This window comes from Embleya scabrispora DSM 41855 (assembly GCF_000372745.1).
Classification (GTDB): Bacteria; Actinomycetota; Actinomycetes; order Streptomycetales; family Streptomycetaceae; genus Embleya; species Embleya scabrispora.
Genome location: NZ_KB889662.1, coordinates 162,453 through 182,503, shown reverse-complemented (window position 1 = coordinate 182,503; position 20,051 = coordinate 162,453). Strand labels below are relative to the sequence as shown.

18 protein-coding genes are annotated in these 20,051 nt (G+C 70.4%); 13 read left to right on the top strand and 5 right to left on the bottom strand.

Annotated features, from left to right (window positions below):
• Window positions 1-104: 104 nt before the first annotated feature.
• The 3 genes from A3IC_RS0117215 (at window position 105) to A3IC_RS0117205 (ending at window position 3,808) form a co-directional block, all read left to right on the top strand.
• On the top strand, window positions 105-1,217 hold the full coding sequence (locus tag A3IC_RS0117215) for an LLM class flavin-dependent oxidoreductase (protein ID WP_020551293.1): 1,113 nt from the start codon (window positions 105-107) through the stop codon (window positions 1,215-1,217).
• Between the two features lie 121 nt (window positions 1,218-1,338).
• Window positions 1,339-3,270: a TerD family protein gene (locus A3IC_RS0117210; protein WP_020551292.1), complete on the top strand. Its 1,932-nt coding sequence runs from the start codon at window positions 1,339-1,341 to the stop codon at window positions 3,268-3,270.
• A gap of 103 nt (window positions 3,271-3,373) precedes the next feature.
• Window positions 3,374-3,808, top strand: coding sequence for an SRPBCC family protein (locus A3IC_RS0117205; protein ID WP_026218370.1), 435 nt, complete (start codon window positions 3,374-3,376; stop codon window positions 3,806-3,808).
• 77 nt (window positions 3,809-3,885) lie between these two features.
• On the opposite strand, the gene A3IC_RS0117200 is transcribed toward A3IC_RS0117205, so the two are convergent.
• Together A3IC_RS0117200 and A3IC_RS0117195 are read right to left on the bottom strand one after the other, a co-directional pair.
• Window positions 3,886-4,605: a M50 family metallopeptidase gene (locus tag A3IC_RS0117200; RefSeq protein ID WP_020551290.1), complete on the bottom strand. Its 720-nt coding sequence runs from the start codon at window positions 4,603-4,605 to the stop codon at window positions 3,886-3,888.
• A gap of 141 nt (window positions 4,606-4,746) precedes the next feature.
• Window positions 4,747-5,856 carry an FHA domain-containing protein gene (locus A3IC_RS0117195; RefSeq protein WP_020551289.1) on the bottom strand — a complete coding sequence of 370 codons (1,110 nt, stop codon included), beginning with the start codon at window positions 5,854-5,856 and terminating at the stop codon, window positions 4,747-4,749.
• A gap of 82 nt (window positions 5,857-5,938) precedes the next feature.
• On the opposite strand from A3IC_RS0117195, the gene A3IC_RS71095 reads away from it, so the two are divergent.
• Complete coding sequence (locus tag A3IC_RS71095) at window positions 5,939-6,289, top strand: hypothetical protein (protein WP_020551288.1); 351 nt, start codon at window positions 5,939-5,941, stop codon at window positions 6,287-6,289.
• Window positions 6,290-6,375: 86 nt separating this feature from the next.
• Here the strand turns inward: A3IC_RS71095 and A3IC_RS0117185 are convergent, their stop codons facing one another.
• Complete coding sequence (locus A3IC_RS0117185) at window positions 6,376-6,879, bottom strand: hypothetical protein (RefSeq protein ID WP_158695981.1); 504 nt, start codon at window positions 6,877-6,879, stop codon at window positions 6,376-6,378.
• A 327-nt stretch (window positions 6,880-7,206) separates the two neighbouring features.
• Here A3IC_RS0117185 and A3IC_RS0117180 point away from each other — a divergent pair, with 327 nt between their 5' ends.
• The 7 genes from A3IC_RS0117180 to A3IC_RS0117150 all read left to right on the top strand — a co-directional run bounded on the left by A3IC_RS0117180 (window position 7,207) and on the right by A3IC_RS0117150 (window position 15,330).
• Window positions 7,207-8,112, top strand: a complete 906-nt coding sequence (locus A3IC_RS0117180; RefSeq protein ID WP_020551286.1) for a helix-turn-helix domain-containing protein — start codon at window positions 7,207-7,209, stop codon at window positions 8,110-8,112.
• A gap of 10 nt (window positions 8,113-8,122) precedes the next feature.
• Entirely contained in the window at window positions 8,123-8,329 is a 207-nt protein-coding gene (locus A3IC_RS0117175; protein WP_020551285.1) for a DUF397 domain-containing protein, read from the top strand.
• A gap of 187 nt (window positions 8,330-8,516) precedes the next feature.
• Window positions 8,517-11,069 (top strand): valine--tRNA ligase, encoded by a 2,553-nt coding sequence (gene valS / locus A3IC_RS0117170; protein WP_020551284.1) that lies wholly within the window; start codon window positions 8,517-8,519, stop codon window positions 11,067-11,069.
• Window positions 11,070-11,100: 31 nt separating this feature from the next.
• The gene (locus A3IC_RS0117165; RefSeq protein WP_020551283.1) at window positions 11,101-12,051 is read left to right on the top strand and encodes a DUF7065 domain-containing protein; all 951 of its coding nucleotides are present in this window, start codon (window positions 11,101-11,103) and stop codon (window positions 12,049-12,051) included.
• Between the two features lie 250 nt (window positions 12,052-12,301).
• Window positions 12,302-13,231, top strand: coding sequence for a heme/hemin ABC transporter substrate-binding protein (locus A3IC_RS54940; RefSeq protein WP_158695980.1), 930 nt, complete (start codon window positions 12,302-12,304; stop codon window positions 13,229-13,231).
• A 159-nt stretch (window positions 13,232-13,390) separates the two neighbouring features.
• Window positions 13,391-14,506 carry a FecCD family ABC transporter permease gene (locus A3IC_RS0117155; protein WP_020551281.1) on the top strand — a complete coding sequence of 372 codons (1,116 nt, stop codon included), beginning with the start codon at window positions 13,391-13,393 and terminating at the stop codon, window positions 14,504-14,506.
• Window positions 14,506-15,330 carry a heme ABC transporter ATP-binding protein gene (locus tag A3IC_RS0117150; protein WP_079026494.1) on the top strand — a complete coding sequence of 275 codons (825 nt, stop codon included), beginning with the start codon at window positions 14,506-14,508 and terminating at the stop codon, window positions 15,328-15,330. The genes A3IC_RS0117155 and A3IC_RS0117150 overlap by 1 nt, the downstream gene beginning before the upstream one ends.
• A gap of 19 nt (window positions 15,331-15,349) precedes the next feature.
• Here the strand turns inward: A3IC_RS0117150 and A3IC_RS54935 are convergent, their stop codons facing one another.
• Together A3IC_RS54935 and A3IC_RS0117140 are read right to left on the bottom strand one after the other, a co-directional pair.
• Window positions 15,350-16,270, bottom strand: a complete 921-nt coding sequence (locus tag A3IC_RS54935) for an alpha/beta hydrolase (protein WP_020551279.1) — start codon at window positions 16,268-16,270, stop codon at window positions 15,350-15,352.
• A gap of 89 nt (window positions 16,271-16,359) precedes the next feature.
• Window positions 16,360-17,538, bottom strand: coding sequence for an FAD-dependent monooxygenase (locus tag A3IC_RS0117140; RefSeq protein ID WP_020551278.1), 1,179 nt, complete (start codon window positions 17,536-17,538; stop codon window positions 16,360-16,362).
• A 186-nt stretch (window positions 17,539-17,724) separates the two neighbouring features.
• Between A3IC_RS0117140 and A3IC_RS54930 the strand changes: the two genes are divergently transcribed.
• Complete coding sequence (locus tag A3IC_RS54930; protein WP_020551277.1) at window positions 17,725-18,417, top strand: TetR/AcrR family transcriptional regulator; 693 nt, start codon at window positions 17,725-17,727, stop codon at window positions 18,415-18,417.
• 61 nt (window positions 18,418-18,478) lie between these two features.
• Window positions 18,479-20,041: an APC family permease gene (locus A3IC_RS0117130; protein WP_020551276.1), complete on the top strand. Its 1,563-nt coding sequence runs from the start codon at window positions 18,479-18,481 to the stop codon at window positions 20,039-20,041.
• The last annotated feature ends 10 nt before the right edge of the window (window positions 20,042-20,051 follow it).

The window sequence follows — 20,051 nt, the reverse complement described above, 5'->3', positions numbered from 1 at the left end:
CCGACCCGGCGGGCACCTTGTGGCCGGTACCTCGGCGGGTCACACTCGGGACCAGAAATACGGGATTGGAAAACATTTTTCAATATACCGAAAAGGAGTGCCCGATGAAGCTCGACGTGCTCTACGAAGTGGACGTGCCGCGCCCGTGGCACGGCGAACACCCCCACGGCCAGCGGCGCGAGGAACAGCGTGCGTATCGCGAGGCGGTCGAGCAGATCCGGCTGGCCGACCGGATGGGCTTCAACACCGTCTGGGCGGTGGAGCACCACTTCCGCGAGGGCCGCTCGCACATGCCGGCCTCCGAGGTCTTCCTCGGCCACCTGGCCGGGATCACCGAGCGGATCCGGATGGGCTTCGGCGTGACGCTGACCCCGTTCGGGTTCACCCCGCCGCAACGGATCGCGGAGAAGGTCGCGACGGTGGACATCCTCTCCGGCGGCCGGGTCGAGTGGGGGACCGGTCGATCCACCCCGATGGAGCAGACCGCGTTCGGCGTGGACATCGCCCGCTCGCGGGACGACTGGCGCGAGGCGATCGAGATCGTCACCGGCATGTGGCGCGAGGAGTACTTCGAGTACGAGTCGGAGCGCTTCTCCTTCCCGCGCCGGATGGTCACTCCCAAGCCGTTCCAGGACCCGCATCCGCCGTGCTGGATGGCCGCCACGTCACAGGGTTCGGCGGAGGTCGCCGGCCGCAACGGGCTGGGCATGTTGTCCTTCTCGATCATGCAGCCGCTGGAGACGATGGCCGCCCAGGTCGCCGCCTACCGCGCGGCGGCGGCGACCCCGACGCCGCTCACCGACGTGACCACGAACAAGGTCGCGGCATACACCCTGGTGCACACGACCGGGCGCAAGCAGGTCGACCGGCGGGTCTGGGACTCGGTCGCGTGGTGGTACAAGAACCTCGCGATGTTCACCCTCGAATGGGAACTGCCGCACCTTTCCCCGGCGGAGCAGGACAAGACCTTCCCGCTGCTGAAACCGATGTTCGAGGGCACCGTCCCGGTGGAGACCTTCGACGCGGCGGACATGATCGTGATCGGCGACGTGGAAACCTGCGTACGCAAGATGAAGCGCTACGCGGACCTGGGCGTGGACGAGCTGATCTGCTACGTCCAGTGGGGCTTCCTGGAGCACCGGGACATCCTGCGGACGATCGAGATCCTCGGCAAAGAGGTCATTCCGGAACTGGAGAAGTACCAGCCGAACGCATAGCGGGGCCGCGGTGGTCCCGGCGACATATGTCGGATCCATGAGCATGGTTCGCAAAACGGATGCATCCTCGAATTGCGGGCCTTGCCCACTGCGTCCCGACGATGCGTTGTACGGTCCGTGAGTGACAGTCACACCGCTTGCCCACTGGCCCGCCGACTACCCGAGCGACTACGCGGTGGTGGACGTTGAGACCACCGGGCTCCGGAGTTCGGATCGGATCGTTTCGGTCGCCGTGGAGTTGCTCGATCGGGCCGGTACGGTCACCGATCGGTGGTCGACGCTGGTGGATCCGCGGCGCGATCCCGGACCCGTGCACATCCACGGACTGACCCCGGAACGGCTCGCGGGCGCACCGACGTTCGACCGGATCGCGGACGACCTGGCCGAGTACCTCGACGGGCGGGTGCTGGTCGCGCACAACGCGCCGTTCGACTGGGGGATGCTGGCCTCGGAGTACCGCCGCCTGGACACGCCGTGGCCGATGCGGCGGCGGCTGTGCACGATGGCTTTGGCACGACACCTGGAACTGCCGATCGGTGACTACAAGTTGGCCACCCTCGCGGCGCACTATCGGGTTCGGCAACTGCGCGCGCACGACGCGGTGGACGACGCGCGGGTGCTCGGTGAGATCTTCCGGTACGGCCTGCACGAGGCGGCCGGGGCCGGCCTGCCGCTGCCGCTGACCGTGCCCGACAGCGGCTCCGGGCTGCGTCGCGCGGCCGCCGCGCGCAAGCGGCTCCCGGAGCGGGCCGCCGTGGCGAAGGCGCCTTGCCCGTGGACGAATCCGGGTCGGCTCGACCTCGCGGTCGGCCTGGTCCAGGGCATGCGGGTGGCCTTCACCGGCGACGCCGGCAACGCGCGCGAGCAGATGGAGCGGCAGGCGACCGAGGCCGGTCTGTACGTGGCGACTTCGGTCAGCGGCAAGACCTCGGTCCTGGTGACCAACGACCCGGGCAGCGGCAGCGGCAAGAACCGTGCGGCCGCTCGGCTGGGCACGCCGGTGATCGACGAGGCAACGTACGTGCGGCTGTTGGCGCGGGTGCTACCGGGTACGGCGGTCGACGGGGCGGCGGTGCGGCTTCCGGCACCGCGTACCGAGTCCGAGCCGACCTCCCGGGGCGGTGCGGTCGCCGAGGTCGCGCCGGTCGCCGAGGCCGCGCCGTTCCAGGCCGTGGTCCCGCCGAGCGCACCCGCGCCGGCCGTCGAGTCGGTCCGCCCGCCCATCCGCCCGACGGTGCGTCAGGTGTTGGTCCTCCAGGGCCGGGACGAGCACGGCGAGGGTGGCCGGGTGCGCCAACTCGTACTCGAATCGGGCGCCCGGCTGCGGATCAATCTGACCTCGACCGTGGACACCGTGGTCGTGCTGCCCGGCGCGGCGGCCGATCCCCGGATCGCCCGGGCGCAGGCGTTCGGCGCGGTATGCCTGACCGAGGCGCAGTGGCATGCGTCGCTGGCCGAGTCGCCGGCGCCCGCACTCGACCGGACCGGCGCGGATACCGCCACCGCCGCGAGCGAAGGCGCGGGCGCGGGCAACCTCCCGCGCGGCGGCACGATCCGGTTGCCCGGCGGCGCGAATCCCGGCCGGTGGACGCTGAACGCCTCATGGGCCTGGGACCGCCCCGACGAGGACATCGACATCGTGGCGTTCCTGCTGGACGAGCACGAACGAGTACGCGGCGATTCGGATTTCGTGTTCTGGAACCAGCCGGTCGCACCGCTGGACGTGGTCGCCCTGGACGCGTCCGGCCCCGCCGAGCAGACCGTCACGCTCGAACTGGATGCGCTGCCACGTGATGTACGTCGCGTCGTGATCGCGGCCTCGGTCGACGGGACGAGCACATTCGCGGCGGTCGGACCGATCGAGATCGACGTGGCGCCCTTCCAGACCACCTCGTTCGTCCGCTCGGTGCTCGACGCCGCCACGGTCGAACGGGTGTTGCTGCTCGGCACGTTCTACCGGCACGGCGCCGGCTGGAAGTTCCGTACGGAGGGCCAGGGCTACGAGTTCGACCTGGCCGGACTGGCCGGCTCGTTCGGTGTGGAGATCGCCTGAGACCCGGTGCCGACCGGCCGGTAAACCGGAGTGCGATTCGGTGCCCGGGCGGCCAAGTGGTTTGCTTGACCCGGCCGACAGCAACCGAGGGCAAGGAGTGGTCATGGCGCAGGTCAGGGCAACCGCACACACGACTGTGGCGGCGGAACCGGAGGCGGTTTTCGCGGCCGTCGCGGATTACGCGGACGTGCGGCCCAAGCTGCTCACCGAGCACTTCTCGGAGTACGACCTGCGCGAGGGCGGCAAGGGCGCCGGCACGGTGGCGCACTGGCGACTGCAGGCCACGAGCAAGCGCTCGCGCGACTGCCTGGTGACGGTCACCGAGCCGGCCGCCCTGACGCTGGTGGAGACCGACGCCAACTCGTCGATGGTCACCACGTGGACCGTGTCGGCGGCCGGTGCGGGCAGCCGGGTCGAGATCGTCACGGTGTGGAACGGAGCCGGTGGCATCGGGGGCTTCTTCGAGAAGACCTTCGCGCCGGCCGGGCTCAAGCGGATCTACGACGGCGTGCTCGCGAAGCTGCCCGACGTGCTCTAGGCAGACGCCTGCCGCACCCGGGACGACGCCGGCCGACCCCACCGCGAGGTGGAGCCGGCCGGCGTCGGCCGATCGGGTCAGGTGAGCAGCGAGCCCGCGCCGATGCCCAGGGCCGCGGCCGAGACCAGCCCGAAGAAGGCGACCCACACCGCTCCGGGGATCCGGGTCAGGTCGGCGAGCTGATCCGCGTCCGACCACGGCGCCCGACCGCGACCGCGCATCTGCTGGAGTTCGAAGACCGGCCGTACCCCGGACACGAGCAGGAACCACACCAACAGGTAGGCGAACGCCGCCTGGATCCGCGCACTGGCCAGCCACGAGATCGCGAAGATCACCCCGCCGGTCACCAGCAGTACCAGCGCGCCGAACAGGTTGCGTATCGCGATGAACATCAGCGCGAGCAACACCAGCGCCACCCACAACACCATGGTGATGTGCGCGCCCGCGAGCAGCGCCGCGCCGCCCGCACCCAGGATGGACGGCGTGATGTAGCCGGCCATCGCGGTGAGCACCATCCCCAGGCCGGTCGGTTTGCCCACGGACACGGTCACGCCCGAGGTATCCGAGTGCAACCTGATACCGGACAATCGGCGCCCGCTGAGCAGCGCGACCATCGCGTGGCCGCCCTCGTGTGCGATCGTCACCACCGACCGCAACGGCCGCCAGGTCGGGCGATACAGCACCACCACGACCGCGACCGCCCCGGTCACGAGCGCGAGCCAACTCGGTGGATCCGGTTGGGTCCCGACCACCCGGTCCCACAGATCCTGCAACGACACCGTGTCGACGCTGCTCACGCCGCCCCTCTCGTCCTACGTCCGACCCCTACCCCCGCCTCGAACGCTACCGCCCACCCCGCCTCGCCCACCCACCCCCGACCTTCCCGTGACGCGACTGTCGCCGACTCGATTCACCCCACCCGCCCACACCCCCACCACTCACCCCTCCACCCCCCGTACCCGCGTCGCCTCCCCGCCGCTGTCGTCGGTGATCCGTGGGAGGTCGTCCGCGTTGAAGTGCCGCCCGGAGACCTCCACGCGCACGCCGCCGCCGAGTACGAGGCGATCGCACGGGGTGAGGATCTCCTCCACGTCCACCTCGAGCGCGCGCCCGGGTTCGTACGCGGAGCCGTTCCAGCGCTCGATCTCGGTGCCGTTGGAGGAACCCAGGTCGACCGCGAGCACGTGCCCTCCGGCCCGGCCGGCCGCGAAGCGCAGCAGCACGTGCTGGCGGCTGACGTACCGCACCGCCTCGCCGAACCGGTCCTGCCGGCTGCCCAGGTTGTAGCCGTTGACGATCCGGCCCCGGCCGAGCACGAGGTTGCTGCCCAGTTCGAGCGGCAGGCGCTCGATCGACTCGCCGGTGGCGTGGTCGGCCAGGCCGACCTGCCGGGTCGGCCGCCGCGGCCCCAGCGCCCGGAGCGGACTCGCGCACCCCGGGCAGACCGCCCGCGCGCCCGCGTCCACGCGGGGCCAGACCGGCAGCCGGCCCGTCCACATGCGCGCGTACAGACACAGCGAATCGACGCACCGCCACCGGGTGTTCATGATCTCCGGGTGTCGGGCCGGGTCGAGGTGCTTGTCCCGGAACTCCTTGATCTCCTCGGCCCGGGAGACCCGCTGGTGGTGCTCGGGGCCGATGCCGCGCGGCACGAAGTGCACGCCGTGCGCGTCCTGGTACCAGTGGTGGAAACGCTCGGGGTGCGCCTCGATCCACGGGTGCCGACGGCGGAAGTCGAGGAAGTGGTCCCCGCTGAGCACGTGCAACAGGTCGGCCTCGGCGCGTTCGAGGACGAGCGTGTCCGCGACCGGACGCAGGGTCACCTCGCGGCGGGCCGCCCGTCGCTGCAACTCGCGTTTGTCGGTCGTGTCCAGGGCGTGCAACAACGCCTTGTCCGCGACGAGTTCGATCCGTACGTCGGCGCCGTGCCGGGCCCGCCAGCCGTGCACGACGGCGTCCAGGCGAGCCAGAAACGGGCCCTTCTCGCCGATCGGATACAGCTCTTCGGAGTGACACACATTGGCCACATCCACGATCGCGTCCCACACACCGTCCCCCTGACCGAGCCCTTGCCCAATTCCTATCCGAAACCCGGTCGCCCCGCTGCGCTACACGCCCTAGCGTGCCACCGTGATCGAGACCCTGGCCCTGTCCGGACAAGCCACCCCGACCGCCGACCTGTTGGCCCGGGCCGCCGTCGCGCGCGGGATGTCGGTCGCCGTGCTCGCCGGTCCGCGTCCCGACCTGTGCGGATCCACGGCCTACTACGGCGGACCGCGATTCGCCGACACGGTGGCCGCCTCACTGGACGTGGCCCTGCTGGAGCCGGCGGCCAACATGGCCTGGTTCAGCAACATCTACGCCGCCGACGCCACCCGCTGCCTCGACACCATCCTGACCGCCGCCGGCCCCCGAACCGCCCTGCCCGCCACGGACCGACGCTTCGTCCGCCCAACCCACACGTGGTTCGGATCCGGATGAGCCACGCCGCAGCGGCGACGTGCCACGAACGTTCACCCGTGCGTGCGTCGCCGGTGCGTCCGAGCGTGTCCTCGACCCGTCGGGCGTCAGGGACCGGGCTCGGGGCGGGAGCGGATGGAGGGGTGGGTCGGGAGCCCGCGGTGGGTCGATTCCGCGTGGAGGTAGCGGGCGGCCAAGGTGGTGACGCAGGTCAGGTTGGTGTTCAGGCCCGGGGGGATGATCCAGGTCATCGATGAGCCGGGGTAGGGGCGCGGGCCGGGGACGGTGAGGCAGCCGCCGTGGCCGACGTAGTGGTAGCGCGTGCCGTCGGACGGGCCGACCGCGGCGAGCCACACCTCGGCGCTGCCGGGGCCGACCAGGTAGGCCCACTTGCCCGCGTGCTCCTCGGCGATCACCGCGCCGGTGGGTTCGGCGGCGGCGATGAGCAGGTCGAGTACGGCGGCGCCCAGTTCGGCCCGCATCACGACGGCGTCGAACAACCGGCCGGTGTCCGCCGCGCGGCGGGCGCCGGGGTTGGTCAGCCAGGTGTACCGCGTGTCGCGTGGATCGCGGGTGGCGGCACTGATCCACGCGATCCCTGCCTGATTCACGCCGGCGTCTTGCTCCTGCAGCACGTTCCCTCGCCTCCCAATGGTCGGGAAAAGGCGCGACCGGTCACTCGCGAACGGCCCGACGGGTGGTCGAGGAGTCGCTGTAAGTAGCGTCCCCGGTGGGAGCAATAAGTGCAAGTCAAACAACTCACTCGACTTGCAGCGTGTCGGACATGAGTACCATGACGGCGACTCGCGGAGCTGAACCCCCGAAAGCCCCGAAAGAGCGAAAATTCGAAAGAAGTTCGAAAGAAGTTCGAAAAGACCAAAAGAAGTTCGAACGACCTGGGCAACCGAGGCACGAGCGGTGCGGGATCGGGAGGAAACATGGGCGCCGAGCAATATCCGACGGTTCGCAGGCGCGTTCTGGGCGCCAACCTGCGTCGGCTGCGCGAGGACACGTCACTGCTGCTGGAGGACGCCGCCGACGCCCTCTCCTGCCATCCCGCGAAGGTGAGCCGGATCGAGTCCGGCCGCAGCGGGATCCGCGCGCTCGACCTGAAGGCGCTGCTCGACCTGTACGAAGTGCGGGACCCGGCCGCGCGCGAGGGCTGGCTGGCCCTTGCCCGTGAGGGTCGTCGTCAGCGCTGGTGGCGCGACCTCGCCGACCGACTGCCGCAGGACTTCCTGGATTTGATCGGCCTGGAGGCCGAGGTGGCGTCCTGCCTGGGATTCCAGCCGAGCATCATCCCCGGGCTGTTCCAGACCGAGGAGTACGCCACGGCGGTGATCCGCGGCGGCACGGTGGGACCGGTCGACGAACAGTGCCGCACCCGGGTCCGGGTTCGGCTGGATCGACAGCGCGTGCTCACCCGCGGCGAACCGGCGCCGCTGGAGGTGTTGATGGTGATCGGCGAGGCCGCGCTGCGCCAGGAAATAGGCGGCCCACGGGTCCTGCGCGAGCAACTCGTGCACTTGATCGAAATTGCGCAACTGTCGAACGTGACCGTGCAAGTACTACCCTTTTCGGCAGGCGCCTATCCGGGCGGCCCCACGCCGTTCTCGATCTACGGATTCCCTCCCCCCTCGGGGATGGAAGTGGTCTCGCTGGAAAACATCACCAGCCACGCGTACCTGGAAAGAGCCCAGGACACCGCTCACTACGGCAAGGTCTTCGCCGACTTACGGGGCATCGCTCTGAGTCCCGTCGAGTCCGAAGCCTTCATCGCGGCCAGTGCCCAGCAACTCGCAGACCGAGTCACTCGCGACCGGAGCGACTCGCCGATTGAGTAGGAAGAACGCCATGCCCCAGAACACCATGTCCGCGAACAACTCGGCCCGTTGGGTCAAAAGCTCGTACAGCATGCAGAACGGCGACTGCACCGAGATTCGTCCGCACCCGGACGGCACCGTCGACGTCCGGGACAGCAAGGACCCGGCCGTAGGACTGCTGACCCTCGCCGCCGCCCCCTGGACCGCGTTCGTCGACACCCTGCACGCGAACGCCTGACCCGCCCACCCCCGACCGAGGTCCGCGGGCCGCCCCACCCCCCGAAGGGCGGCCCGCCGACCCGCTCCACCGCCCCCGACCCACCCGCGCACCGATCCGCCACGCCGCCGCACGGGAATCGGGTCGAGTCGAGCCCCCACGCCCGGTACGCTCCGGGGGCATGGTCGCCCCCTCCGATTCCCCCCGCATGCCCGACAAGCCCACCCTCGACGGGCTGGAAGCGAAATGGTCGCGCGTCTGGGAAGAGACGGGCGTATACCGCTTCGACCGGAGCCGGACCCGCGAAGAGATCTACTCCATCGACACCCCGCCGCCCACGGTCAGCGGATCACTGCACGTGGGACACGTGTTCTCGTACACCCACACCGACGCGATCGCCCGCTACCGGCGGATGTGCGGACGCGAGGTCTTCTATCCGATGGGCTGGGACGACAACGGTCTGCCCACCGAGCGACGGGTGCAGAACCACTTCGGCGTGCGCTGCGACCCCGCGCTGCCCTACGAAGCCGACTTCGTGCCGCCGCCGCAGCCGGGCAAACAGCAGATCCCCGTCTCCCGACGCAACTTCATCGAACTGTGCGAGCGACTGACCCGCGAGGACGAGAAGGCGTTCGAGGAACTGTGGCGACTGCTCGGGCTGTCCGTCGACTGGACGATGACCTACCAGACCATCGACGCGGTCTCGCGTACCGCCTCCCAGCGGGCCTTCCTGCGCAACCTGGAGCGCGGCGAGGCATACCCGGCCGAGGCGCCCACGCTGTGGGACGTCACCTTCCGTACCGCGGTCGCGCAGGCCGAGTTGGAGGACCGGGAGCGTCCCGGTGCCTTCCACCGACTCGTTTTTCGCGGGCCCACCGGCGACGCGCTGGAAATCGCGACCACCCGGCCGGAGTTGCTGCCCGCGTGCGTCGCGCTGGTCGCGCATCCCGACGACACGCGCTACACGCACCTGTTCGGGAACAGCGTGCGCACACCGCTGTTCCGCGTGCCGGTGCCGGTGTACGCGCATGCGCTGGCCGACCCGGAGAAGGGCTCCGGGATCGCCATGGTGTGCACCTTCGGCGACACCACCGACGTCACCTGGTGGCGTGAACTGCGCCTGGACACCCGGGCCGTGCTCGGGCGGGACGGCCGCATCCTGAGCGATCCGCCGGCCGGGCTCGACACCCCGGAGGCGGTCGAGGCGTACGCCCGCCTGGCCGGCGCGACCGTGTTCACCGCACGTGAGCGGATCGTGGCGATGTTGCGCGAGAGCGGCGAACTGGTCGGTGAGCCGAAGCCGATCACGCACCCGGTCAAGTTCTACGAGAAGGGCGACAAGCCGCTCGAGATCGTCACCACCCGGCAGTGGTACCTGCGCAACGGCGGGCGCGATGTGGAGCTTCGGACCCGACTGCTGGACCGGGGCGCCGAGTTGGCCTGGCATCCCGCGCACATGAAGGTCCGCTACGACAATTGGGTCGAGGGCCTCAACGGCGACTGGCTGATCAGCCGGCAGCGCTTCTTCGGGGTCCCGGTGCCGCTGTGGTATCCGTTGGACGAGGCCGGACTCCCGCGCCACGACGCACTGTTGCGCCCGGCCGAGGCGGATCTGCCGATCGATCCGTACACCGACGTGCCGCCCGGCTACCGGGCGGAACAGCGCGGCGAACCCGGCGGGTTCGTCGGCGACGCGGACGTGATGGACACATGGGCGACCTCCTCACTCACGCCGCAGATCGCGGGTGGCTGGTGTCGCGACGACGACCTTTTCGCCCGGGTCTTCCCGATGGACCTGCGCCCACAGGCACACGAGATCATCCGCACCTGGTTGTTCTCCGCCGTGGTGCGTGCGGACGCGGAGAACCACAGCCTGCCGTTCGCGCACGCGGCGATCTCCGGCTGGATCCTGGACCCGGACCGCAAGAAGATGTCCAAGTCCAAGGGCAACGTGGTCACTCCGGTCGACCTGCTCGCGCAGCACGGCTCGGACGCGGTGCGCTACTGGGCGGCGAGCGGCCGGCCGGGCGTGGACACCGCGTTCGACGTCGGTCAGATGAAGGTCGGCCGCCGGTTGGCGATCAAGCTGCTCAACGTCGGCCGGTTCGTGCTCTCGACCGGCGCGGCCGAGGCACCCGACGCGGTGCGCGAACCGCTCGACCTGGCCCTGCTCGCCGAGGTGGCGGAGGTGGCCCGCGCGGCGACCGAGGCGTTCGAGGACTACGACTACGCGCGGGCGCTGGATCGGACCGAGCGGTTCTTCTGGTACTTCTGCGACGACTACGTCGAACTGGTCAAGGCCCGCGCCTACGGCGAGGCCGGCGCCGCGGCGGGCGCCGAGTCGGCCCGGGCCGCGCTCGCGAGTGCGCTGTCCGTACTGCTGCGACTGCTGGCGCCGGTGTTGCCGTTCGCCACCGAGGAGGTGTGGTCGTGGTGGCAGGAGGGCTCGGTGCACCGGGCGCAATGGCCCGCGCCGCAGGCGCCGGAGGCCGACCGGGCGCTGCCGGCTCTCGCGTCCGAGTTGATCGCCGGCGTGCGCAAGGCCAAGTCGGCCGCGCAGGTGTCGATGCGCGCCGCGGTGGCGGGCGTCACGATCACCGGCGACCCGGCCGAACTGGTCCGGGTGGCCCTGATCGAGACGGACCTGCGTGCGGCCGGACACATCTCCCGCGTCGACCTGGTGCCCGCGGACGGCCCGCTCACTGTGGATGTCAGCCTCGCGGAACGACCGCCGGCCGGGACGGACCGCAATAATCATTGACTCGGCCAAGTACCCGTAGTACCCGTTGGCCATGACCACTGAGCATGTCGAGCACCACCCCGACGACCGGTTCCACCCGCCGACCAGCGACGACCCGTACTGGTCGGAGACCTCCTGGTTCACCTTCACGGTCCCGCAAAGGCGGCTGTCCGGGCAGCTGTATCCGTTCTTCCGGGCGAACCAGAAGGTCGCGGCGGGTGGCGCGTACTTCTGGGACGACAGCGGGCAGCACCCGCACGAGGCGGTCTACGCCAAGAACTTCTGGCATCTGCCGATTCCCGACCAGGACCTGACCGACCTGCGGCTGCCGAACGGCTTCCGGGTGCGCTGCGTGCAGCCGCAGGCGGTGTACGAGGTCGGCTACGACGACCCGGACGGCGGCGACGAGATCCACGTCGACCTGACCTTCACCGGGGTGCTGCCGCCGCACCACCTCGGCGACAAGCACGTGGACCAGCCCGGGCGGTACACCGGCACGGTCGTGCTGCGCGGCGAGGAGATCACGGTCGACTCGTACGGCTTCCGGGACCGCTCGTGGGGGCCGCGCTCGCAGTTCGGTCAGGGCCTGATGCAGTCGCCGGCCAAGCGGGGCGGATACAGCTACGCGACCGCCTCCGAGCGGGACGCCTTCCACAGCATCACCATGGACTTCGGCTCGGGCTGCGTGTCCATCCACGGCTACCTGCTCCGCGACGGCATCTGGGCCAAGCTGGCCAAGGGGCGCCGCGAGGTGGTCGAACGCGACGACGCCACCGGCTGGGCCACCCGGATCGTGCTGGAGGGGATCGACGAACTCGGCCGCGAACTGCACGCCGAGGGGCGTATGCACAACCGACTCGGCTTCTTCCTGAACCCGAATCTGTTCACCGTCAACGGCCTCACCGAATGGACCTTCGACGGCGTCACCGCCTGGGGCGAGGACCACGAGAACTTCTCCGCGGCCGAGATTCGCCGGCACAGCCGGGCCTGGCGCGAGCGCTGACCGGATCGACCGACACGGGGAACGGGCCCAAGGCCCCGGCGCGGTGGTGCTGTGCCCGCATTCGTCGGGGGAGCGGGCCGCCGTCCACGTGTGACGTGGTCCACCCGGCGCGGGCTTGAAGTTAGGCAAGCCTCACCTCTAGGTTGCGGAGTGGGACAAGGCAAGGCTTGCCTAAGAGCGGAACCTCCTCGTCCGCTCACTCCACAGCTCGAAAGGCCGCCGGATGCGTCTGCGTCGAACAAGCTTGAAGGTGGCCGCGGCCGTCCTCGCCGTCACCGCGTTCGCCACGGCGTGCGGCGACGACGACAAGAAGTCCGACGGCAAGGCCGACAAGGCCCCGGCCGGTTCGGCGCTGCCCGCCACCGTGGACACCACGATGGGCAAGGTCACGGTCAAGGACGCGAGCCGGATCGTCCCGCTCGGCGGCGACATCGCACAGACCGTGTACGCACTGGGCCTGGCCTCGAACGTCGTCGGCGTGGACACCTCGGGCGCGGTCCTGCCGGAGAGCAAGGGCAAGCCGACCTTCGGCAACTCGCGCGGCCTCAATCCCGAGGGCATCCTCGCCCAGCGGCCCACGGTCGCCATCGGCAGCGCCTCGGTCGGCCCGCGCACCGCGATCGACCAGCTCAAGGCGGCCGGCGTACCGATCGTGCTGATCCCGGACAGCAGCAAGCCCGAGGACGCGATCACCCGGATCACCACCATCGCCACCGCGCTGGGCGTGCCGGACAAGGGCAAGACGCTCGCCGACCGGACCGCCGGCGAGATCGCCGGCGCCAAGGCCAAGGGCGCGCAGGCCGCCACCAAGCCGCGCGTGGCGTTCCTCTACATCCGCGGGCAGGCCAACCTGTACCAGATCGGCGGCAAGGGCCTGGGCCCGGACAGCATGATCACCGCCGCCGGCGGCATCGACACCGGCACCGAACTGGGCGTCGAGATGTCCGCCGCGCTGACCCCCGAGGCGATGGTCTCGGCCAAGCCCGACGTCATCCTCGTCTTCCAAAAGGGCCTGGAGTCGGTCGGCGGCGTCGACGGTGTGCTCAAGCTGCCGGGTGTCGCTCAGACGCCTGCCGGTCAAAACCGCAAGGTCGTCGCGATGGACGACCTGGAGCTGGGTGGCGGCGGTCCGACCGCGGGCGTCGCGCTGAACAAGCTCGTCGATCTGTTGCATGGCTAGGGTCGGCCGGGCCGCCGCGACCCGCCGGCTTCGAACGCCGGACGGGCTGTCGCGGCCCGTTCGGCGAGCGAGGACGAACGACGGGAAGGCGCGGGGGAGACCGTGGCAACGGTGACGGAGCGTCAAGAACCGACCGACGAACCGGGTTCACCACCTCCGGTGGTCGAACTCGGCAAGACGACGACCCCGGTGGCGACTACGCCCGTGGCGACAGCCCCGGCGACGACGATCCCGGTGGCAGCGGCGCCGCGTCGACACGGCCGTTGGCTGATGCCGACCCTGGTGCTGCTGCTCCTGGCCACGAGCATCGTCTCGGCCGGTATGGGTGCCTTCGACATCCCCTCCGATCAGGTGCTCTCCTCCGTGCTGCGCCATCTCGGCCTGGACGTCGGCCATGTGTCGGACGCCAACGAGGCCGTGTTGTGGAACATCCGCTTCCCGCGCATCGTGCTCGGCATCATGGTCGGCGCGTGCCTGGGCTGCGCCGGGGCCGCGATGCAGGGCGTGTTCGGCAACCCGCTCGCCGAGCCCGGCGTGATCGGGGTGTCCTCCGGCGCGGCGCTCGGCGCGGTCGGCGCGATCGTGCTGGGCGTGTCCACCTTCGGCTCCTGGACGGTGACCGCGTTCGCCTTCGCCGGCGGCCTGATCACCACGCTCTTCGTCTACCTGCTCTCCCGCTCCGACGGCCGCACCGAAGTGGTCACCCTGGTCCTGACCGGCATCGCGATCAACGCGCTGGCCGGCGCCGCGATCGGGCTGTTCACCTTCGTCGCCGACGACGCCGAACTGCGCAGCATCACCTTCTGGAACCTGGGCAGCGTCGGTGGGGCGAGCTGGAAGATCATCGGCGCGCTCGCACCGTTCGCGCTCATCGGCCTGCTGGTCCTGCCCCGGTACGCCCGCGCGCTGGACATCATGGCGCTCGGCGAACGCGGCGCCCGACACCTGGGCGTGGACACCGAACGGGTACGTATCGTGGTGGTCGTGCTCAGCGCCACCCTGGTCGGCGCGGCCGTCGCCGCGGCCGGCGTGATCACCTTCGTCGGTCTGGTCGTCCCGCACATCATCCGACTGATCGCCGGCCCGCGACACCGGCTGCTGCTGCCCGCGAGCGCCGTGCTCGGCGCGCTGGTCACCGTCGGCGCCGATCTCGCGGCGCGCACCGTCGCGATGCCCAAGGAGGTCCCGCTCGGCGTGCTCACCGCGCTGATCGGTGCCCCGTTCTTCCTGTGGTTGCTGCGCAGGACCCGTTCCCGGCAGGGAGGTTGGGCCTGATGAGGCTGCTCGCCCGAAACCGCACGGCGGCGCCCGCGACAGTGCCCGAAGTGGGCACGATCGGCGTCGAGGCCGAGCACGTCACCTACGCCATCGCCGGCCGCAACCTGGTCGACGGTGTCTCGTTGACCGTGCGCCACGGCGAGATCGTCGCGGTGCTCGGCCCCAACGGCGCGGGCAAGTCCACCCTGCTCGGCCTGCTCACCGGCGACCTGACGCCGCATCACGGCACCGTGCGGATCGCCGATCGGCCCTCCTCCGACTACTCGCAGCGCGAACTGGCGCTTCGCCGCGCGGTGTTGCCGCAGAGCGTCACGCTGTCCTTCCCGTTCACCGTGGACGAGGTGGTGCGGATGGGCCGCGCGCCGCACGCGGGATTGCCGAGCGAGGAGTCCGAGGACACGATCGTGGCCCGCGCCTTGGCCGAGACGGACGTGGCGCACCTGGCCGACCGGGTCTACCCGTCGCTGTCCGGCGGCGAGCGGGCCCGGGTCTCACTCGCCCGGGTGCTCGCGCAGGGCGCGCCCGTACTCTTCCTCGACGAGCCCACCGCCGCCCTGGACCTCAAGCACACCGAGGACGTGCTGCGGCTGGCCCGGGACCGGGCCCGCCAAGGCGACGCGGTGGTGATCGTGCTGCACGACCTCAACCTGGCCGCCGCCTACGCGGACCGGATCGCCCTGCTCGCCCACGGCCGACTGGTCGCCTGCGGCCCGCCGGAACAGGTGTGCACCGCGCCGGTGTTGTCCGAGTTGTACGGCCATCCCGTGGACGTGCTGCGCCGTCCCGGCACCGACGAGCTGCTGATCCTGCCGTCGCGCTGACGCCGCGCGCCGGCCACCCCTACGGGTGCAGCGCCTTGTGCAGCGCGGCGAAGGAACCCGAGGCGCATTCCGCGCAGCGCGGCACCAGGTCCACGAAGCTCATGAAGCCGTGCACCATGTCGTCGAACAGCTCGCACTCGACCGTGCCGCCCGCCGCGCGCAGCCGTTCGGCGAAGTCCGCGCCCTCGTCGCGCAGCGGATCGTGACCGGCCAGGACCACGTGCGCCGGCGCCAGGCCGGACAGGTCCGCGATGGTGCCGATCGAGGCGTACGGGCCCAGTTCGTCGAGCCCGCGTCCGCCGAGGTAGTGCTCCATGAACCACGCGATCGAGGCGGCGGTGAGCAGCGGCGCGTTCGCGTTCTCGATCCGCGACGCGGTGCCCTCGACGCCGGTCGCCGGATACCACAACATCTGCAACGCCGGTTGTGGGAGCCCGTGTTCCCGGGCCAGCAGGCACGTGGTCGCGGACAGCGTGGCGCCCGCGCTGTCGCCGGCCAGCGCGATCCGGCTCGGGTCGGCACCGAGCTCGGCGGCGTTGTCGAGCACCCACCGGTACGCGGCGAGCGCGTCCTCGACCGCGGCCGGGAACGGGTGTTCCGGGGCGAGTCGATAGTCCACCGAGATCACCACACACTCGGCGTGTCGGGCGATCCGCCGGGCCAGGGCATCGTGACTGTCCAGCCCGCCGATCACGAACCCGCCGCCGTGGAAGAACACGGTCACCGGCAGATCTGGCCCTTCCGAGGGCCGGTACACCCGGGCGGGCAGCGCGTCGACGGCGCCCGGGATGGTGCGATCGTGCACCCGGGCCAACTCGGTCATCACCGGAAGGAGCCCGATCCCGGCATCGACGGTCGCCCGCGCGGTGGCCACGTCGCCCACGAACAGATTCTCCGGCGTGAAACTCAGCAACTCCACGAGCTGCGGATCGATCGACACCGCGTTTTCCCTCCGTCACCCACATACCGGCCGGTACGGAATGTACGACGCATCCCGTGCGGGCGGAACCCGCGCGGCGCATCGAAGGCTCACGCCGAATCCACCGGCGGACGCCACCGCAGAATCGAGTCCAACGGCCGCAGGGCCGCGTCCGGCGCCAACCGCCCGGCTGCCCGCAGGAACCCGTCCCGGGCCGCCACGGCGTACCGCCCCTCCCATTGCGCCATCGCCCCCAGCCGGCGCGACTTCCGCACGACCGCCGAGGTGTGCGCCAGCCGCCGCGCGGTGTACGCGGGCAGCGCCTGGGCCACTTTGTCGGCGGCCACGCCCGTGAGCACGTCGGCGAGTTCGATCGCGTCCTCCAGCGCCTGATTGCCGCCCTGGCCCAGGTTGGGGGTCATCGCGTGCGCCGCGTCGCCGATCAGCACGACCCGTCCCCGGTGGTGCGCGGGCAGCGGATCGGCCATCTCGTGCACATCCAGGTGCAGGATCTGCTCCGGTGTCGCGGCCTCGATCAGCCGGCCGATCGGTGCGTGGAAGTCCCGGTACAGGCGCAGCAGTTCGGCCCGCTCGTCGCCGTGCGTGACACCGGCCGGGCGGTTCGCGGTCGCGTACCAGTACACCCGGCCGTCGGCCAGCGGCATCGCGCCGAAGACCAGGCCGCGGCCCCACGTCTCGCCCGGCACCATCTCGGTCTTCGGCACGATCGCGCGCCACGTGGTGAATCCGGCGTAGCGCGGGCCGGGGTGCTCGGGGAAGAGCGCGTGTCGGATCGGCGAGCGGATTCCGTCGGCGCCGACCACGAGGTCCGCGGTCAGGGTCTCGCCGGTCGTGGTGATCACCGACGCGCGGTGGTCCGGTCCGCCGGGCAACACGCTCGACACCGTCGTCCCGGTGCGCAGCGCGTTCGCCGGCAGGCCCGCGAGCAGCACTCGCATCAGTTCGGCCCGAGGCGCCAACACCATCGGTTCGCCGAAGCGCTCGACGAACGCCTCGCCGCTGGTGGGCGCGAGCACCCGCCCGTCCGGCCGACGCAGCGTCGCGGTGCCCTGGATCGCGGCCAACTCGCGGAGCGGCTCGCCCGCGCCGATGGCGTCGAGCGCGCGCAGCCCGTTCGGCGCGACGGCGATGGCCGCGCCGATCGGCTCCAGGGTGGCGGCGCGTTCCAGGACCACCACCGACCAGCCCTTGCGGTGCAGGGCGGTCGCGGCGGTGAGCCCGCCGGGGCCGGCGCCGACGACGATCGCTTCGGGCTTGGTGACGGACATGGTTCCCCCTGTGTCGGTACTTCCGACGTTCACTACAGGTGTAGAGGACGTGATGTGGACTCTACAGCTGTAGTGGCAGTTTTCTCTACGGCTGTAGTGGTCGATTTCCACGGCCGCGGTGGGCTCGTCTCTACGGATGTAGTGAACGGATCTCTACAGGCGTAGCGACATGGCAGGCTGGCCCGCGTGACCACCGCGAAGCGCACCAACCCCGACCGCCCCGACCGCCTCGTCCTGATCGGCGACACCGCGATTCGTCTGCTCGTCGAGCGCGGCATGCGCGGCCTGACCCATCGCGCCGTCGACGAGGGCGCGGGTCTGCCGCCCGGATCCACCTCGTACTACGCGCGCACGCGCGCCGCGCTCCTGGAGGTGGCGCTCGCGCGGATGACCGTCCTGGAGGCGGGGGAGTTCGCGCCGGCGTTGGCCGACGGCGAGTCGCCCGCCGCGTTGCCGGACGACCTGATGGGCATCGCCGACCTGGTCGCGGCGATCGTGGACGCCGCGATCCGGGACGGGCGGGACCAGAAGATCGCCCGCTATGAACTGGCTCTGGAGGCGACCCGCCGGCCCGAGCTGCGCACGGTGTACGACGAGGCGGGCGCGGTGTTCCGAGGTGCGGCGGTGGGCATGCTCGCCGTCCTCGGCTCGCGCGCGCCCGAGCGGCACGGCCGTTTCCTGGTCGCGTGGTGCGAAGGCGTGATGTTCGACGCGATCGCCGGTGCGGGCTGGGCGACGCCGCCGTCGCGGGCCGAGATCCGACTCGGGGTCATCGAACTGCTGTCCGGGATGCTCGCCGATGCGACCCCTCGGCCCCCCGCGCGGCCCTTCGGAAATGCCTCAACGAGTGACATGGGCGACTCACCGGATCGTTCGTGACCCCCTTGGTCAAAAGTCGTTTCATCCTGACTTAGTCTGTTCGCTTGTGAGAAATGAGCACGTGCGCCAGAGGGGCGAGAGGCACCACCGGGTAGGAGAGTCGCACTACCTCCCGGAGTCCGATCTCAAGGACAAGGGGCTGAACCGAAATTCCATCGGCCTGCTGGGCAGCGTGGTCGTCGCCATCTCCACCGTGGCGCCGGTGTACACCCTCACCGGCGCCCTCGGGCCCACGGTCAACAAGGTCGGCACCCACGCCCCGGCGATCTTCCTGGTCGGCTTCGTCCCGATGTTGCTCGTCGCCTTCGCGTACCGCGAGCTCAGCAAGGCGGTGCCGGACGCGGGCACCTCGTTCACCTGGACGGTCAAGGCGTTCGGCCCGCGCGTGGGCTGGATGTGCGGCTGGGGCCTGGTGATGGCAACCGTCATCGTGTTGTCCAACCTGGCCGGCATCGGCACGTCGTTCTTCTACCTCGCGCTCGGCGAGGCGTTCAACAGCGACTGGGTCAAGGACCTGGACGACAACAAGCTGGTGCACGTGCCCACGTGTCTGGTCTTCATCGCGATCGCCACCGCGATCAGCTATCGCGGCATGACGGTGACCAAGCGGGTCCAGTACGTGCTCGTCGCACTGCAACTCACGGTGCTCGCACTGTTCATCGTGATGGCGATCGGCAAGGCCACGGCCGGCGACGTGCCCACGTCGATCTCGTTCTCGTGGGACTGGTTCAACCCGTTCGGCATCGACGGCGGCTTCACCGCGCTGACCGCGGGTCTGTCGTTGTCGATCTTCATGTACTGGGGCTGGGACACGGCCCTGAGCATCAACGAGGAGACCGCCGGCGGCCCCAAGGTCCCGGGTCGGGCCGCGATCATCTCGGTGCTGTTCATCGTGGTGGCCTACCTGATGACCGGCGTCGCCACGCTGATGTACGCGGGTGTCGGAACCACCGGACTGGGCCTGAACAACGACGAGGACGACAACATCTTCGCGAAGCTGGCCGACCCGGTGATGGGTTCGGGCCTGGGCATCCTGATGTTCGTCGCGGTGCTCGCCAGCTCGGTCGCCAGCCTCCAGACCACCTTCATCCCGGTCGCCCGCACGCTGCTGTCGATGAGCGCGTACGAGGCGGTGCCCAAGGTGTTCTCGCGTGTGCATCCCACGTTCAAGACACCGGGCTTCGCGACCATCTCGGCCGGGGTCGCGACGGGTGCGTTCTACACGATCATGACGATCCTGTCGGAGAACGTGCTCACCGACACGATCTACGCACTCGGCCTGATGATCTGCTTCTACTACTCGCTGACCGCGTTCTCCTGTGTGTGGTACTTCCGCAAGGACCTCTCGCGCAGCTTCGACGACCTGATGGTCAAGGGCGTCATGCCGGCGCTCGGCGGGCTGATGCTGGGCGCGATCTTCATAAAGACGCTGGTGGACGTGGCCGACCCGAACTACGGCGACGGCAACCGGGTGGCCGGGGTGGGCAGCGTGTTCATCATCGGCGTCGGCCTGTTGGTGCTCGGCGCGGTACTGATGGAGGTTCGTCGGGTCGTCAGTCCGGCGTTCTTCCGGGGCGAGATCCTCAAGCGGGACACCCCGGTGCTGGTGCCGGACGAGGACTGAGACATCGTCG